12 protein-coding genes are annotated in these 16,516 nt (G+C 43.9%); 1 reads left to right on the top strand and 11 read right to left on the bottom strand.

Features of this window, described 5'->3' with window-relative positions; all coding sequences use genetic code 11:
• Window positions 1-94: 94 nt before the first annotated feature.
• Window positions 95-2,026 (bottom strand): 3D-(3,5/4)-trihydroxycyclohexane-1,2-dione acylhydrolase (decyclizing), encoded by a 1,932-nt coding sequence (gene iolD / locus EXA13_RS05235; RefSeq protein ID WP_238132237.1) that lies wholly within the window; start codon window positions 2,024-2,026, stop codon window positions 95-97.
• A gap of 354 nt (window positions 2,027-2,380) precedes the next feature.
• Between iolD and iolB the strand changes: the two genes are divergently transcribed.
• Window positions 2,381-3,205 (top strand): 5-deoxy-glucuronate isomerase, encoded by an 825-nt coding sequence (gene iolB / locus EXA13_RS05230; RefSeq protein ID WP_238132236.1) that lies wholly within the window; start codon window positions 2,381-2,383, stop codon window positions 3,203-3,205.
• Between the two features lie 102 nt (window positions 3,206-3,307).
• Here the strand turns inward: iolB and EXA13_RS05225 are convergent, their stop codons facing one another.
• The 10 genes from EXA13_RS05225 to EXA13_RS05180 form a co-directional block, all read right to left on the bottom strand.
• Window positions 3,308-4,144, bottom strand: coding sequence for a MurR/RpiR family transcriptional regulator (locus tag EXA13_RS05225; protein ID WP_238132235.1), 837 nt, complete (start codon window positions 4,142-4,144; stop codon window positions 3,308-3,310).
• A 184-nt stretch (window positions 4,145-4,328) separates the two neighbouring features.
• The gene (locus EXA13_RS05220) at window positions 4,329-5,045 is read right to left on the bottom strand and encodes an exonuclease domain-containing protein (RefSeq protein WP_238132234.1); all 717 of its coding nucleotides are present in this window, start codon (window positions 5,043-5,045) and stop codon (window positions 4,329-4,331) included.
• Window positions 5,042-6,901: a DUF294 nucleotidyltransferase-like domain-containing protein gene (locus EXA13_RS05215; protein ID WP_238132233.1), complete on the bottom strand. Its 1,860-nt coding sequence runs from the start codon at window positions 6,899-6,901 to the stop codon at window positions 5,042-5,044. The genes EXA13_RS05220 and EXA13_RS05215 overlap by 4 nt, the downstream gene beginning before the upstream one ends.
• A 103-nt stretch (window positions 6,902-7,004) precedes the next feature.
• A complete protein-coding gene (locus EXA13_RS05210) occupies window positions 7,005-8,711 on the bottom strand; it encodes a solute:sodium symporter family transporter (RefSeq protein ID WP_238132231.1) in 1,707 nt (568 codons plus the stop codon).
• A 98-nt stretch (window positions 8,712-8,809) separates the two neighbouring features.
• Window positions 8,810-9,796 (bottom strand): inositol 2-dehydrogenase, encoded by a 987-nt coding sequence (iolG, locus tag EXA13_RS05205; protein ID WP_238132230.1) that lies wholly within the window; start codon window positions 9,794-9,796, stop codon window positions 8,810-8,812.
• Between the two features lie 497 nt (window positions 9,797-10,293).
• A complete protein-coding gene (locus tag EXA13_RS05200; RefSeq protein ID WP_238132229.1) occupies window positions 10,294-11,928 on the bottom strand; it encodes an FGGY-family carbohydrate kinase in 1,635 nt (544 codons plus the stop codon).
• A gap of 11 nt (window positions 11,929-11,939) precedes the next feature.
• On the bottom strand, window positions 11,940-12,899 hold the full coding sequence (locus EXA13_RS05195) for an ABC transporter permease (RefSeq protein WP_238132228.1): 960 nt from the start codon (window positions 12,897-12,899) through the stop codon (window positions 11,940-11,942).
• Complete coding sequence (locus tag EXA13_RS05190; RefSeq protein WP_238132227.1) at window positions 12,899-13,897, bottom strand: ABC transporter permease; 999 nt, start codon at window positions 13,895-13,897, stop codon at window positions 12,899-12,901. The genes EXA13_RS05195 and EXA13_RS05190 overlap by 1 nt, the downstream gene beginning before the upstream one ends.
• Window positions 13,890-15,383 carry a sugar ABC transporter ATP-binding protein gene (locus EXA13_RS05185; protein WP_238132226.1) on the bottom strand — a complete coding sequence of 498 codons (1,494 nt, stop codon included), beginning with the start codon at window positions 15,381-15,383 and terminating at the stop codon, window positions 13,890-13,892. Before EXA13_RS05185 ends, EXA13_RS05190 begins: the two co-directional genes overlap by 8 nt.
• Window positions 15,384-15,451: 68 nt before the next feature.
• Entirely contained in the window at window positions 15,452-16,426 is a 975-nt protein-coding gene (locus EXA13_RS05180; RefSeq protein ID WP_238132225.1) for an autoinducer 2 ABC transporter substrate-binding protein, read from the bottom strand.
• Window positions 16,427-16,516: the final 90 nt, after the last annotated feature.

The raw sequence follows: 16,516 nt of genomic DNA, 5'->3' as shown, positions 1-16,516 counted from the left end.
TTAATTTGATGGGAAATAAAAATAGAAAAGTGGAAATAGAAAAAAGCCCACCACATTTTGTGGTGGGAAATCGGGGGTGATATCGTGTTATCGTTTAATACTGACGAGCAGTCGTTAACACTTGTTTTATGTCATTCGCGGCTTGTTCTATCTCTGGCTTATCTGCCACTTGAGCAGTGCCACAGCGCCACCAAGCTTCGTAACCATGCGTCATCGTTTTAGGTAATACTTTGATATCAATCAGGGTCGATACCGTCTGCTTTTTCGCCTCTGCCAGTGCGCTGATCAGTTGCTCTTCGTTATAAACTCGATAGGCTCGGCATCCATAACTTTCGGCGTTCATAGCAAAATCCACCGGGACCAATGGCCCAGTTAACGTGTTTGTTTTCGGATCCCGAAAGCGGTTTTCAGTTCCAAAGCTACCCATCCCTTGGCTCATTTGTAGATTATTGATACATCCAAAAGCGGCATTATCAAACAAGATTACGTTGATCTTCACCCCTTCTTGAATGGATGTTTGTAATTCAGAATGCAACATCATGTAAGAGCCATCGCCTAATAAGGTATAAACAGGTTGCTCTGGGCAAGCGATTTTCGCCCCTACGGCAGCCCCAATTTCATACCCCATACAGGAGAAACCATACTCCATATGGTAAGTGTCAGGTACTTTCGGTTGCCATAGCCGTTGTAAATCACCCGGTAACGAACCTGCGGCCCCGACCACTATCGCATCATCTTCTAAGTGTTGATCCAACAACCCTAAAACACGAGTTTGTGTTAACTCCGTATTGAGAGCTTCTCGATACTCACGCAATTCATCATCAAAATGCCCTTCCACCTCCGGTTGGTATTCTCGCCCAATTTGTGTAGCAAACAAACGCGCAACTTCTTCTCGCCACAATGCTTTCGCTTGTTTGATCTCATTTTGGTAACCACTGGTGTAGCCAGCCTGAATTAAGTGGCTTGCCATTGCCCCAAGTGCCGATTTCGCATCCGCTACCACCGCAGTGGCATCAAGTTTACTGGCATCAAACTCAGAGACATTAATGGTTAAAAAGTCGACGTCTGGATGTTGGAATAAAGATTTAGAAGCCGTGGTAAAATCGGTAAATCGGGTACCTACCCCAATCACCAAGTCGGCGTCTTTCGCAATGAGGTTAGCAGCCAAACCGCCCGTGGTACCAATACCACCTAAATTAAGGGCATGATCATACACAATGGCGCTTTTCCCGGCCTGAGTTTCACCAAAAGGAATATGGAAGGTTTCTGCAAATTGACGAAATGCTTCGTGAGCTTCAGAATATCGAACCCCACCACCACAGATAAGTAGTGGCTTTTTCTTCGTCATGATTAAGCGAACCGCCTCATCGATCATGGCGTCAGTCGCAGGTCGGCGATCAATACGATGCACTCTTTTTTTAAAGAAATATTCTGGGAAATCATATGCTTCCCCTTGTACGTCTTGGGGTAAACAAATAGTGACCGCACCAGTATCGGCAGGGTCGGTCAAAACGCGCATGGCATGAATCATCGCAGACATCAATTGCTCAGGGCGATTGATACGATCCCAATAACGAGAAACGGGTTTAAAGCAATCATTGGTGCTGATTGAAGCATCATAATATTGCTCAACTTGTTGAAGAACGGGATCCGGTTGTCGACAAGCAAAAACATCCCCCGGAAGAAAGAGAATAGGAATTCGGTTTGCGGTTGCCGTTGCTGCTGCCGTGATCATATTGGCAGCACCGGGGCCAACAGATGAAGTCACGGCATAAATTTTCTTGCGTTTATGCTGTTTAGCAAACCCCATTGCAATATGCGCCATCCCTTGTTCATTACACCCTTGGTGAACAATCAAATCGCCTGAATCTTGTTCTAACGCTTGCCCAAGCCCTACTACGTTGCCATGACCAAAAATCGTCAGTACACCATGAATAAACTTATGCTGCTGACCATCAAACTCAACGTATTGTTGGTTCATAAATTTGACCAGCGCCTGCGCTGTTGTCATTCTTATCGTATTCATAACCCGATCATCTCCAAAATTCGCTAAGAGAAGCATGATACTGTTCCATCACCGCTCTCGTGACTTACCGCAATCCTGTTCTTTCCTAAAAACACTATATGAAATATAAATTTCATTTCAATTTATTATTGAAATAAAGTTGGCTTTTGTGATCTGGGTATAATTGTGACAATTAGGGGTTTATTTCATCACGTAATCCGCTTTTTTCTCTTAAGTTTATCTTGAGATTGAAATATTTATTTCATAAAATGGTAATTTGAAAACTTAAACTCATTTTAATCAGAAATAAGCCATGAAGAATGAGCAAAGACTGATGACGGGGAAATGAGTTCGCTAACCGATGAGGAACATCGCATGTCTACACTGTTATCAAAGTATAAATCACCGGATAAAACGGGTTGCACTCAAAAAATAACCCCTGAAAATGCGGGGTGGGAATATGTCGGATTTGAAGTTTATGAATTGAAAACAGGACAAAAGCTGGTTCTACCCGCATCAAGTAATGAACTCTGCTTGGTTCTAGTCGCGGGCAAAGCAAGCATAAAAACAGAAACAGCGAGTTTTGAACACATCGGCGAACGGATGAATCCTTTTGAACGTAAAAAACCATACGCTGTTTATGTTTCCGCTCAAGAAGGTTGTGAGGTTGAAGCATTAACCTCACTAGAATTAGCTGTCTGCAAAGCTCCGGGAAAAGGAACCTATGCTACTCGGTTAATCACCCCTCAAGACATCCACGCAGAAGCGAGAGGTCAGGGAAATAATCAACGCTATGTGCATAATATATTACCTGATGACGTCCCCGCAGATAGCTTATTGGTTGTGGAGGTGTTTACCGATGAGGGTTGTACCAGCTCCTATCCCAGCCATAAGCACGATCAATCTAACGAACCTCATGAAACTTATTTAGAAGAAACTTACTACCATCGCCTTAACCCTAGCCAAGGCTTTTGCTTGCAGCGCGTCTATACCGATGATCGTTCTTTAGATGAATCGATGGCTGTCTACAATAAAGATGTGGTCAAGGCCCCAAAAGGTTATCACCCTGTAGCGACCATCGCCGGTTACGACAACTATTACTTAAATGTGATGGCTGGCCCTTCAAGAAAATGGTGTTTCACCTGGGAACCCGACCATGAGTGGGTCAATGGCCCAGCCTATAAAGCCAAACACGCTTAGTTTCAAAGTCACATGCTAACCCTATAAACTGGAATTATCGTGTTTTTATGAAATAAAAATGCCAGCACAAATCGCTGGCATTTTTGTACTCGGTGAGTCGCATCAGTGTTTGCTCGGCGAGTCATGGAAAGCAAGCGATACCGCCAGAGTTTGAGCTAAGCATAATGATGCGGCTTGCGATCGAAATGCATCCACTTTCGCCTCTTTCACGACAAAGCACACATCACTGGATGAGGCTAATGGGCTAATTTGACTATCGGTGATGATGATTTGTTTGATCGCTGAACCAGCCAATGATTCACTGATCGTCGTGGTTTCTTTTGCATACGGTGAAAAGCTGATCACAATCAATACATCATTCTCTTCGATCGTACTCAGTTGTTCTTTAAACATGCCACCTAACCCATCAATAAGGAAGGCTCGTTTATTTAAATGGCGTAATGCATAGACCAGATACGACGAAACAGAAAATGAACGCCCTAAACCCACCACATAGATATTTTTCGCCTGAGCAAGGATCTCAACCGCACCATCTAAATATTCAACCGGCGTTTGCGCAGCTAGCTGATGCATCGCATTACTATTTGCCCGTGCAAACTCTTGCAGAATATCCATCGGACGTTCCGGTGGTGTTGTATCCCCTTCCATCTCTTTCAATAATCGGACACGATCCGTGTAGCTGGAAGTCTCTTCTAATAGATTGCTACGAAATAGTTGTTTCATTTCATTGAAGCCACTATAACCAAAAGCATTGGCAAAACGGATCAAGGTTGACGGTGGAACACTCGCTTGCTCCGCAATAGCTGACACCGTTTCAAAAGCGACACTGTTTTTATTATCCAAGACATACGCTGCAACTTGCTGCAATCTTTTGCTTAATTCCCCATAACGAGTTCGAATTTGATCTTCTAACTCACTTAAGGTTGTTGCTGTTACCATTCCAACACTCCGTTACTTACCGTATGGATAATTTTATGCAAAATGAAACAATAATAAAAATTTATTTCGGATTTTTATTAAAATAAAATGAAAAAATCTAATTGGATCGAAAAATAATGACCATCGGATAGCGCACCACCACCTTATTCGCTCCATTTTCTACAGAGCGAATAACCGAAAATCGTTAGGATAATGAACGTAATACCAAAGGCCCCAACAATGGTGTTTGGTCTGCACAGATTTCCTCGATCAACGCTAAAAACAACTCCCCCGTGGCCACGACATCCGCAAAAGCATTATGAGCAAGATAAGGAGGCAACTGTTTCAGCTCTCGAAGGTGGGCTAATCGTAAATCAGGATACATGACCCCTCGATATTTCATGAGTGAGCGCTCTAAGCGCATCGTATCTAAAAAGATCAGGGGTAAAGGCAGTGAATCTTCTAGCTGTAATATCTGACGTAAAAATTGTTTCTCAATTTCAGCGCCATGCGCAATCACCACTTTCCCGCTTAAACTTTCGACCAAACATTCAATCAACTCATGACGTGAAATACCTCCGAGCAGCGTTTCCGGTACGATATGGTTAACGACCGCCGTTTCCGCTTCAATACTTTGCTCTGATTCGACGTAATAATGTTGAGCCGAGGCAAGAGACATCACAGGGTAATGAATGTTGATCATCCCTACTGATAAAATTGCATCTTGATCTGGGCTCAGACCCGAGGTTTCAAAATCTAACACCACACACTTTACTTCAGATAACGGGGTATTGGGATCAGGGTACGGTTTTTTAAAAAGTGGCAGGCAATGAGTCGGAATTCTAGATTGAGCCAAAGCGTGACATCGTAACTTATCACCATTTTTAATCGGATGCTGACGACGAAACCAATGTTTTATCACCGTAAACGCCCTCCTGCATGATACCGTTGTTTCGCGGCTTCTTGGTAACGAGCAATAATTCGAAATGCATCTTTGAGGTGGTTACGTTCAAACGCCGTTAACTCACTCGGCGCGATCTGATTATTCAGTGGTTGTCCATGCTGTATTTGTTCACCTTGATGATGAAAACGGACTTGATTGATAAAGTTCAACGCTTCTTGTAGTTCTTGCTTACTGGCATGGCTTATCACCCCAAGCTTTGTCGCGTATGCTAATCTTTTATGTGTTTCTGGTACAAAACACCCTGCATTTAAGGCATAAATTCTCGCTAACTCAACAATTAAATTTACCGCTTGCTGTTTAATGTTGAGCACTTGGCGGTTATCCCCATCTTTTGTTAAAACAAACTGACGAAACAGGCCAAGTGGAGGACTAACACGCAAAGAATTTGCCACCATAATAGAAAGAAAGCGCTGATTTTCTCGTACACAAGTGAGCAAGGTTTGATTCAGTGCCTCAACCAAATCTTTTGAACCGTATAAAAAACGCATATCAAGAAATACGCTGATATCAAGCAATGACTGAGGTTCAGGCAGTACCACCCATTGCCTGAAGTTTTTTTGCCATTGCTCTAAAGAGACACACCAACGAGCCTGACTCGCCATCATCTCTCCTGGGCAAAATGGGTAACCACAGGCATCAAGCCCATGGCAAACAAACTGTGCTAATTTGTGAAAATAAGCTCGCTCATCATGGTTGGCTTCTCTGGCCAATATGATGCCGTTATCTTGATCAGAATTTAAGTGCATTTCTTGGCGCGCCTGAGATCCTGCGGCAAACCAAGCATATTCCATCGGCGGTGGACCAAACTTGCGCTCAGCCAGTTGCAGTAGCCGTTTATTAAACGCATCGGCGATCAACGTCATCATCTGTTGGATAATGGCGGGAGCAACGCTGGCAGAGAGTAATGCATCAAATACGGCTTGTCGTTGAGGGACCATGCTCACCAGTTCGGTCAGAGACTCCTGCCGATAAATGCGGCTGATCAGAAACACCGCGTGAACATGGCTTTTTTCAGTCAAACTGGTAGCGGTTAATACTCCGACAACCTGTTCACCGTCCAACACAGGCAGGCTGCGTACATTATGCAACATCATCATTTCCATCGCTTCCAGCAACAATGCATCTGACTGAATGGTTTGAGGATGTTGAGTCATAATTTGGCTAATCGGTGCATCCAACCCTAACCCCGCCGCAATGACTCGCTTGGTCATATCCCTGTCTGTCACGACCCCCACTAATTGACCATCATCCATCACTAACGCACTGGAACGATGCCTATTAACCATGATTTGTGCGGCTTCTTGCACCAAAGTCTCCGAATGGACTTTTGCCACACTGCGATTCATGACTTCTTTCACTCGTTTTAAATAAAGCATATCCTCACCGGTCCATTTCACACTGGAATGAGCCAAACGCACCGATTCTTTGGAAGAGAAGTGATTTCTAACGGCAGGGTTATCTTGCATGAGCTGTAACAAAACAGTTTTCGGAATGCGGTACAGTAAAGTATTTTCTAACGCCACTAACTGGTAATCACACTCACCCGTACGATACAGCTGACTAAAACCGAACAGATCACCATCTGCGAGTCGAGCACGCAAGGTTCCATCTGTATGGTATTGCTCTACCGCACCTGTTCGCACAAGGTACAAGCCCTGCCCGACAATATGCTCTCCAGCAAGCGTTTTACCTTGCTTTAAATAGAGAATATCCACTGCCGCCGCTAGGGCATTTTGCTCTTGTTCTCCTAATCGCTCAAAGGGATCAATTGAAGAAAGATAACTAACAATATTCGGTAAAAGTGAACTTTCCATCGCAAAGCCTATTTCTATCAACGAAAATCGCTCAATCCTTTTACGAAAGGATTGAGCGGTATACGTATTTCACTCTAGTAAGCGCCAAGGTAAAAATTTGTCACTATTGAGCGTCTTTCTGAGCTTTGATCATTTTGGCTCGTGGACTGCGCATTAACTCACGGAAAATAACCCAGAAGACATACCCCAGTGCCCCTACCGCCAATAAATAGTATCCAGCCATGATCCAAGTTGGCACATTGTGCGCAAGGAACACATACATAGACACAGAAGAAAGTGTGATCAGCACTGCCACCGCAGGTGTCATAGACCAAGGCGTAATATCCACTTGTTCGGTATAAACATCTTCATGATCTTCCTGAGGATAGAAGTGGCCCACCGTCAACATAAAGGCAACGTTGGCAACAAACAATAGCCCAACGAGGTGGAAGAAGTGGATGTCTACTTGGAACACAAAGTTAAACAGAATATAGGCTGACACACCAAAAAGTAGCCCCAGTTTAGCGGCAATGGCGGGCACATGTTTAGTCAGTAACCCAACCAGTACCACACTCAGAATCGGCGAGTTAAACAAACCTTGTAACTGCTGGATAAGATAGAACAAGCCATCTGGTGCGTTGGCAACTAAGGGGGCCACAATCATAGAGATTAACGCTAAGCTTAGCCCTAACCATTTACCAACAGAGACAGTTTGTGCTTCCGTTGCATCAGGTTTAAGCGATTTTTGGAAAATATTGACGGTAAATAGGGTTACCGAAGAGTTTAATCCGCCACTAAAGGTAGAGAACACGGCTCCAACCACTACCGCAGCAAAAAAACCGACCAACATTTCGGGTAAGACAAGTTGCACCAAATTCGGATAAGCATGGTCTGGGTTTGCCATCTGTCCATTAAACACATGGAATGCAATAATACCGGGTAAAATGATAATGCTTGGGATCATCAGTTTAAAGAAAGCACAAAGCAGCACCCCTTTTTGCCCTTCTGCTAGGTTTTTCGCTCCCAATGCTTTTTGTACAATCGACTGGTTGGTACACCAGAAAAACATGTTCGAGACAATCAACCCAGTAAATAAGGTGGAAAATGGCACCATAGAGTCTTCAGAGCCAATCGAATTAAACTTTTCAGGGTGAGCTTGATACACTTCCACTAATCCGCCCCAGATATCACCCTCTCCGACATAAGCCAGAGCGAACAGCGTGACCATCAAACCGCCCGTAATTAACCCTACGCCATTAATGGTATCAGCCACCGCAATGGCTTTAATTCCACCAAAGACAGCATAAATAGCGCCAATCCCCCCCACTCCCCAAACCATAAGCCATAAGGCGGTATCTTTATCAACATTAAAAACATTAGAGACTTGGAATAGGCTTTCCAAAGCAATCGCGCCGGTATAAAGCACAATAGGTAATAATGAAATTACATACATAGCTAAAAATAGAATCGACGTGATAGTCAGCGTTTGTTTATCAAAGCGCTTTTCTAGGTATTCTGGGATGGTAGAAATACCCAGCTTTAAGTAACGAGGTAAAAAGAAAATGGCAAAAAGAACAATGGTCATGGCTGCCATCACTTCCCATGCCATGACGATAAAGCCAGTGCGAAATGATAAGCCATTTAGCCCAACGAGGTGTTCCGTGGAAAGGTTCATTAGCAGCATAGAGCCACCAATATACACCCCAGTTAACGATCGCCCACCAAGGAAATACCCTTCGGTTGAATCAGTGAGGTGTGCATTGTGCGTTTTATAGTAAGCAAAACCCGCAACGAACAGCGTAAAACCGATAAATGAAATAAAAGCGAGCATGGTTCCTCCAAAAGCTTTTATTACGCCCAGCACTCTTTTTCATCCATGCCGAACGATGAGTTAACCCACCCTGTCATTCAGAATGGGTTAACGACGATTTACAGTGTAATTTCACGTCCCGAATGCAGAGATTCCAGCGCTTTATCAGCCAGCAATAATGCTTGCTCACCGTCATAACCACTACATTCTGGCTTCGCTCGGCCAGATAACACATCGACAAAGTGTTGCCACTCTGCACGATACGCTTTTTCATAACGCTGTAAGAAGAAATGTTCAGGTTTTGCGGCCACACAGCCTTGCTCTCCCCAAACTTCCACCACATCTTCATGAATATTATTAGCGCGCAGTAAACCTTTTTCACCATGGAGTTCGATACGTTGATCGTAACCGTAGCCAGAGCGACGGCTATTGGTAATGGTCGCCATCGCCCCTGATGGGAATTTCATCACGATGAATGCGGTATCAATATCCCCCGCTTGGCCGATTTCAGGATCGACAAGATTACTGCCTTGAGCATAAATAGAGACAGGGTCTTCTCCCATGATAAAACGGGCCATATCAAAATCGTGGATCGTCATATCTCGGAACATACCACCAGAAACTTTGACATATTGAGCTGGCGGTGGTGAAGGATCGCGGGAGGTGATCAGCAGTGATTCGGCTTTCCCAATCACACCAGCACTCAACTGTTCACGCACTTTTCGAAACTGTGGATCATAACGGCGGTTAAATCCGACAAAGAGAGGAACCTGATGCTCTTTGACAATCGCCAAACATTCACGGACTCGTTCAATATCCAAATGAACGGGTTTCTCACAGAAGATGGCTTTCCCTGCTCGTGCCGCCAGTTCAATCAGTTCAGCATGGGTATCCGTCGCAGAGGCAATCAGCACCCCGTGAACATTCGGATCGGCTAACGCTTGTTCCGTCGTCTGAATGTTTGCGCCATACTTGTCGGCCAGTTTTGCGGCACCATCACCATAAGGGTCAATGACAGAGTAGAGGTTGGTTTCTTTATGTTCAGCGATATTGACGGCATGAACTTGTCCAATCCGACCAGCGCCAAACAAAGCAATGTTATACATAGGGTACTCTCCTTATACAGGATGTTTTTATGATCTTTTCATTGAAGCTCTACCGCATAACGAGTGGTGATGTTCTCACTTCATTAATGAGCGGAATGGAAACAATGAGTTCTTGTTAATGACAAAGACACCATAACAACGAAAAAATAATTTCACAATAATTTGAAATGAAATTTTTATTTTGCTTTTAAAAATTGAGAGTATCGCAACATTTTTGCTCAAAATGGCCATACTAGCTTTATTCATCAAGGCTAATATGAGTGGGCTGAACGATACTATTCAATAAAATAAAACATCATTGATATACAAAGGCTTTTCATTACCACACCAGATAACTGGTTATCTAAATGAAATAAATATTTTATTTAGATTAAAACAAACGATCGTTCCAATGCCTTACATCAAAAACGCAAAAAGCCACAATATGAGAGAAATGTTCTCTTTGTGGCTTTTAATTTAACCATGCTACATAACGAACTGTTCTCAACCGCGATGGGTTAGAAATCCGCCATTAGCCGTTTATATTCCGTATCATCTTCATACATTCTATGGAAAATAGCGTATTTCACTTCATAAAAATGCTTAATTTTTTCGGTTTGTGGCGTAACGCTTTTACTGATACGACTCATGGCATTCATGGCATCGGGAATATCACTATAAAACCCAGCAGCCACAGCTCCGAGCATGGCAGAGCCCAGAAGCACCGCTTCACTTTCTTCTGGTAACAAGAAAATACATCCAGTCGCGTTAGCATGCTCTTGCAAAAAAATACTGTTTTTGGTTCCTCCCCCACAGGCCATAATGGTATCAATTTCATAGCCTGAGCGGTTCATTACTTCAATGATATGGCGGGTTCCCAAAGCAATTCCCTGAATGGTTGCTAAATACAGCAATGCCATATCATCCAATGTTTTGGACATTTTTAACCCAGTAACCGTGCCGGTTAGGTGCGCATTAGCGCGCGGTGAGCGATTGCCATGAAAATATGGCAATACGTGAATGTCTTTAGTCAAAAAGGCAATATTATCTTTGCTTCCAGCTAAACTCAGCAAGCGATCATTTAACAGCTGGTAGACCGTTTTTCCTACTTTATCCGCTTGCATCTTGACGCTGTCATACCGTGGATGAGAAGTAATCATATGATCAATTAACGCGCCAGTTGCAGACTGCCCACCTTCGTTTAGCCAGTACTCCGGAATCATTGCGCTGTAATACGCCCCCCATACCCCATCAATAAAACGAGCGGTTTTTGAAACGGCCATATGACAAGAGGAGGTTCCACCAATTAAGGCTAACCGCTTATTAAAATCCGCTTTATCCCCCGTCATTCCTGCCGCACCTAAGACACCAATTCCCCCCGCATGGGCATCAATGATGGAGGTCGCAACGGCGGTTCCAGCCATTAAACCGAGATCTGAAGCCGCATGAGCGGTTAACCCATTTCCCACGGGCTGTCCCATTGGCAAAATACGTTCACCAATCAGTTTTGCATGATTTTCGAGTAAATCTTCAAGACCAACCTCTTTAAAAAAGCTTTTATCCCATTGACCTTCATGACCAAGATAGGTCCATTTACAAACGGTTGAACACAAAGAGCGACTGTCATCAAAGGTAGCTTTCCAAGTCAAAAAGTCTGGTAAATCAAAAAAATACCCCGCTTTTGACCACGTATTCGGCATGTTTTGCTTTAGCCAGAGTAACTTTGGGGTTTGCATCTCAGGTGAAATTCGATTCCCCACATAAGCCAGCACGGGATGTTCCGTTTTATTAATGCGATCGGCTTGAACGATGGCTCGGTGATCCATCCACATGATAATGTTCTGTTCACTACGCCCAGTTGGGCTCACGGTTAAAGGTTGACCATGTGGGTCCAACACTACCAGAGAACAGGTCGCATCAAACCCTATCCCTTTGACTTGAATCGGATCGATATTTGCCTGAGATACCGCATCTTTTACTGCTAGGCAGACCGATTGCCAAATATTTTCAGAAGATTGCTCAACAAAATCGGCTTGTGGCTTAAACATGAGCGTATCGCGTTTCGCTTCACCCACTTTACGTCCATTCGCATCAAATACCCCAGCTCGTGCGCTACCACTGCCGACATCAACACCGATAAAATAAATACTCATAGATTTCACCGTTAAGCCTTATTCTTTTGTAAGAAAATAAATAAAATCAGGATACCGCCCCACAGAGCCATAGTGAGATAGCTACTCACTCCCAGCAAGTTAAGACCGCTTTCTAATGTTTGAAGCACTATCAAGGCAAGCGCAATGCCAATAATTCGTCCAAAACCGCCATCAGGGTTAATACCACCTAATACAGATGCTAAAATGGCAATCAGTAAATAAGATTCCCCATATCCGGCTTTAGCGGAATTGAATTTTGCCATCATGACCAATGCCGCCACCCAACATAATATGGATGAAAGGACATAAACCGATAAGGTGGCCTTTTTCGTATTAATACCTGAAAAACGGGTGGCTTTTTCATTCGATCCCATTAAATAAATGGTTCGCCCTAAGCGGGTATGTTCTAGTAAAGCCCAAAGCCCAATCGCAAAGACGGCAAACAAAAGAAGAGGCATTGGAATCCCAAAAAAGGTACCATTTCCTAACATCAGCAGTGTATTGGGGAAGCCAGAGATCACACTTCCTCCTGAAATAAGAACATTTAGCCCATTGATCAATGTCATCATCCCCAATGTTGCAAGAATGGGAGAAACACCAACATAAGCAATTAACGCCCCGTTAAACAGCCCAATCATGACCGCCGTTGCCACGCCCCCAGCCAAGGCAATAACCAACATCGCCGCACTATCTGGTGCTTGAGTAATAATGCTCGCCATTACCAAACCGCAGGCATTGGTCGTAGCAATAATCGATAAGTTAATGCCCCCAGTTAACATACACACAGCCATTGCTAGCGCGAGCAAACCCAGTAATGGCATTTGAGAGGACATAGACTGTAGGTTATCCAACGAGAAGAAGGATGGACCTGCTGAAAATCCCATTGCCAGTAAGATCCCCACTAATATCACCAACAAATAACGAATATTTTTATCAGTCGGTAGTTGTAGTTTATTGAGAATAACTTCCATTATACCCCCTGCGCCGCTTGTTTTTTCTCGTTGATCGCCGTCATACTGATGCTGCACACAATAATTAAGCCGGTTACAACGGTGTGCCAGTAAGAAGGAACCCCTAAAATCGTTAGCCCATTTTTTACAATTGCCAGTAAGATAACCCCAAGGATCACCCCCATTAATGTTCCCTTTCCTCCTGTCATACTGGTTCCCCCTAGCACAACAGCAGCAAGAACGGTCAACTCAAAACCCATCAGAGAATTCGGTGCGACTGACTGAGTGATTTGGGTCTGCACGACTGAAGCGATACCCGCCAGAGCCCCCATATACCCATAGACAAATAAATGAATGCCAAAAAGGTTAATACCAATCCTGCTCGCAGCATCAGCATTGCCTCCTACCGCATAAATTTGTCGTCCTAGGCGCGTTTTCGTCATTAAAAAAGAAGTGGCGAGAACCATCACAATGAGCGTCAAGATCGGAAGTGATAAACCATAGTCATAGCCATCACTCCCTGTGAACGTGAATAACTCGATACCATCCATAAACCAGTCGGGAAAACCGTATAACCACTCACCATTGCTGACGTAAATCAGCAAACCAAAGAAAACATTTAAGGTGGAAATGGTAATAATGATGGCAGGCACTTTTAACTTGTAAACAAGGATCGCATTGATCATTCCCAGTAAAATCCCCACAACGGTAGCAATGGCAAAAGCAAGCATAAAATTGCCACCGAGCGTTAAAAGGTAAGTCGCCATCACATACTGCGCTATCGCCGCCGTGGCAGGAAAAGAGATATCAATTCCTCCAGCAATCAAAACAACAAATAACCCACAAGCCATGATGCCAAGAATGGCTGAGCTGACGGACATATCAAATAAGTTACCTAAGGTCAGAAAATCTTCAGAGGTCGCTGTTAGTGCTCCCACTATGAGAACAATCATCATCGACAGATAAAATTCATGATGTTTCGTTAACGACGCGAGAGACCAACGAGATGAATTAAGCATTAACGGCCTCCATAATCTCTTGTTCGGTGGTGTAAGCGGGGTAGAAGTCATGAGTAAAACGTCCTTCTTTCATCACAATCACACGGTGACTGTTATAAAACACTTCAGGGATCTCATCACTGACCATGATGATGGCCATTCCTTTTGCGGCAAGATCTTTGGCGATGGAATAAATCGCCTCTTTATTGGCAACATCAACCCCAACCGTCGGGGAATCAAGGATCAACACTTCGGGCTCTGCCGCTATCCACTTTGCGATAGAAATGCGCTGTGCGTTACCACCAGAAAGGCTGGTCACCGGTAGTTGAGGATCAGCAACTTTAATCGAGAGCGATGAAATCAAAAGCTCCACCAACTTATTCGCTTTGATGTGATCGAGAAAACCTGACGTTTTTTGTAGTCGATCCAACACCGCGGCCGTAATGTTGTCTCGAATGGTTTGCTCCATAACCAGGCCTGTCGACATACGATCTTCTGATACATACCCAATACCATGAGCAATCGCGTCTCGGTTGGATTCGAAAAAAACCGGCTGTCCGTTGACCAATATCTGGCCACTATCTGGTTTTGTCATACCAAACAAAGCCATGCATAACTCCGTTCGGCCAGCCCCCAGTAACCCCGTAATAGAAACCACTTCACCCGCTCGAACAGAGAAAGAAATGTCACTGAATTGCCCTTTTTTCGTCAAGCCTTTAGCTTCCAGTTTGATCTCACCTTGCTCGTGGTAAGGTGCCATCGGAGTAAATTCAAAACGCTGCCCCGTCATTAAAAAGGCCAGTTTGTCACTGTCAACCTCATCGGCTTGATACGTTCCAATCGTTTTTCCATCACGAATGACAGTAATTCGATCAGAAATTTCCATCACTTCATCCAATTTATGACTCACAAAGACGACTGTGACGCCTTTAGATTTGAGATCAGCAACCACATTAATCAGATGGTTAACTTCAGTACGAGTTAACGATGCAGTAGGTTCATCCATGATCATTAATTTGGCATCCGATGCCATCGCACGACAAATTGCCACAAGCTGACATTCGGCAATAGAGAGCTGTTCAACCCTTTTATCTAACGCCAACTTCACACCGACTTTTTCCATCGCTGTGAGTGCAATGTCTCGAATTCGTTTTTTTTGCACTAATCCTTTCGACCACTCAATGTGATCTTGAATAGCGATATTCTCTGCAACGGTTAAGTTGGGAAATAATGACAAATCCTGGTAAATCACTTGGATGCCGTATTCAATCGACTGTTGTGGAGTAAGCCTTGCATAGCTTTTACCGCCAAGGATGATTTCTGCTCCTTTCTCTGGTGCATGAACACCGGAGATCACTTTAAATAACGTACTTTTACCGCAGCCATTTTTGCCCGCTAAACAATGCACTTCACCTTGGTTAAAAGTGAGATTGATACCATCTAGAGCTTTCACTGAACCAAAATGCTTTGAGACATGTTTAAGGGTAATAAAAGGAGTACCTGACATAAGAATCTCCAGAAGTCAGAGGGCGGCGTTGCACCGCCCCAAAGGTGTAGAGGTAGAACGTTAAGCTGTTAAAAACCTAGCTGACGAGCGTTAGTTTTATCCACTTCTAAGATTTTATTGAATTTGATGACACGGTTTTTTGTATCAATATCCGCCTCACCTAAGCCTTCAACCGTTACGCCTTTCGAGACATCGTTGCCTTCGAGCATTTGCTTCGCCACCGCAACCATCGCATAACCCGCATCCGCTGGGTTCCATAAAAAACCTTTATCAATTTCCCCGCGAGCTAAATAAGGAGCCGCTTGACTTGGCATCATGATGCCGACAACACTGATCTTATCTTTTGCCCGTTTCTTTTTGATCGCCTCACCAGCACCAATGCCACCAAGAGAACCATAAGAGACGATGCCTGCCATGTCTGAGTGAGCTTTCATCAGATCATTGGTGGCGGCATAAGATTGATCGATGCTTTCCGCCACTGGCATACGGCTAGTGACTTCATACATATTGGGGTAGTTTTTTTTCTGGTAGTCGATGGCTAAATTTGCCCAGTTATTATGCAGAGGAACCGTTAATGAACCCACATATACGGCATAGCCACCTTTCTCTCCCATATTTTTTGCGAGTTCATCCATGGTCGCTTTCGCATAGGCTTGGTTATCGATCGTTTCGATATCCCAATCGGCACTATGACCATCAGGAGATTCGTGGGTCAAAACAATAATGCCCTTCTCTCGAGCTTTCTTAAATACTGGCTCAAGCACAGTCACATCATTAGGGACCACGGTAATCGCATCAACGCCCTTCGCTATTAAGTCTTCTATAATTTTCACTTGTTGGGCGGGATCAGGTGTAGAAGGGCCAAGTTGACGAGCATTCACACCCAAATCGGTGGCAGCTTGTTCAATCCCTTTGTTCATTTGATTAAACCAAGGAATTCCGGAAACTTTTACTACGTTTACAATCTCGTAATCTTTCGCTTGTGCGCCGGCAGCAGCAATTGCAAGCGTTAATACTGCGGCTTTTAATAAGATCTTTTTCATCTTCATCAATCCTTTTTGTAGTATGCAGGGTTAAGGTGAATCGATGAGGGAATGTTAAATCGGATTTCAAGATAATATTGAGGAGTGATA

The organism is Vibrio cincinnatiensis (assembly GCF_022113815.1).
In the GTDB taxonomy this organism is placed as follows: Bacteria; Pseudomonadota; Gammaproteobacteria; order Enterobacterales; family Vibrionaceae; genus Vibrio; species Vibrio cincinnatiensis_A.
Note: the sequence above shows the minus strand (reverse complement) of the source record. Positions and strands in the feature narration are given on the sequence as shown.

Excerpts from the sequence above, each read along its gene's own strand:
- EXA13_RS05215 (WP_238132233.1), bottom strand. The coding sequence starts at position 6,901 with ATGGAAAGTTCACTTTTACCGAATATTGTTAGTTATCTTTCTTCAATT.
- EXA13_RS05185 (WP_238132226.1), bottom strand. The coding sequence starts at position 15,383 with ATGTCAGGTACTCCTTTTATTACCCTTAAACATGTCTCAAAGCATTTT.
- EXA13_RS05180 (WP_238132225.1), bottom strand. The coding sequence starts at position 16,426 with ATGAAAAAGATCTTATTAAAAGCCGCAGTATTAACGCTTGCAATTGCT.
- EXA13_RS05210 (WP_238132231.1), bottom strand. The coding sequence starts at position 8,711 with ATGCTCGCTTTTATTTCATTTATCGGTTTTACGCTGTTCGTTGCGGGT.
- EXA13_RS05195 (WP_238132228.1), bottom strand. The coding sequence starts at position 12,899 with ATGGAAGTTATTCTCAATAAACTACAACTACCGACTGATAAAAATATT.
- EXA13_RS05200 (WP_238132229.1), bottom strand. The coding sequence starts at position 11,928 with ATGAGTATTTATTTTATCGGTGTTGATGTCGGCAGTGGTAGCGCACGA.
- iolB (WP_238132236.1), top strand. The coding sequence starts at position 2,381 with ATGTCTACACTGTTATCAAAGTATAAATCACCGGATAAAACGGGTTGC.
- EXA13_RS05190 (WP_238132227.1), bottom strand. The coding sequence starts at position 13,897 with ATGCTTAATTCATCTCGTTGGTCTCTCGCGTCGTTAACGAAACATCAT.
- EXA13_RS05225 (WP_238132235.1), bottom strand. The coding sequence starts at position 4,144 with ATGGTAACAGCAACAACCTTAAGTGAGTTAGAAGATCAAATTCGAACT.
- iolG (WP_238132230.1), bottom strand. The coding sequence starts at position 9,796 with ATGTATAACATTGCTTTGTTTGGCGCTGGTCGGATTGGACAAGTTCAT.
- iolD (WP_238132237.1), bottom strand. The coding sequence starts at position 2,026 with ATGAATACGATAAGAATGACAACAGCGCAGGCGCTGGTCAAATTTATG.